This is a genomic window from Bartonella sp. AP58NXGY, assembly GCF_042195785.1.
In the GTDB taxonomy this organism is placed as follows: Bacteria; Pseudomonadota; Alphaproteobacteria; order Rhizobiales; family Rhizobiaceae; genus Bartonella.
The window spans coordinates 1-502 of record NZ_JBHIOY010000455.1 but is presented as its reverse complement, the minus strand read 5'-3'; the positions used below and the strand labels follow the sequence as shown (position 1 = coordinate 502).

Annotated in this window: 1 protein-coding gene; it reads right to left on the bottom strand. The window is 48.8% G+C overall.

Annotated features, from left to right (window positions below; all coding sequences use genetic code 11):
• A partial coding sequence (locus tag ACFINC_RS11970) for a hypothetical protein (protein WP_375617332.1) occupies nucleotides 1-502 on the bottom strand: 502 nt, incomplete at both ends.

Here is a 502-nt window from a genome sequence, read left to right as displayed (position 1 = left end):
GCAAAACTAAAAATAAGTGCCAAAATGCAACAAAACAGCAGAAAATTCAAAACACGCAACACCCTCTGCAACAGAGTATCGCTCTGTTCGCGTATAAAGACCCCCAAAAGCCCCTTCAACAAGACAGTAAAAACCAGCACCTTCAAGAACATTCCCCTGACGCTATCCATATCCCTGACACCCACAGCAAAAAGCATAAGGAAAACAGCCATCATGCAACAAAATAGGCTCGCCTTCACGAACCCTTGCCCAGCAACCGGCAGCCTCGTGACACCCCAATGCCCCAAACCAAGGACAGCACCAAAAAGAAAAGAAAACACCGCCCCTTTCAACAACAGCTCCTGGCTCCAAGCCAAACGCCCCGCACCCACAGAAATAAAACCAAGATAGACGCTCACCAAGCCATACAAGACCACCCATAGCCCCCAAAACCGCCATCTTGTAACCCCACGACGCGCAGCCACCTTATCAAGAAAAACCAAAGCAACAGCAAAAAGGCCAA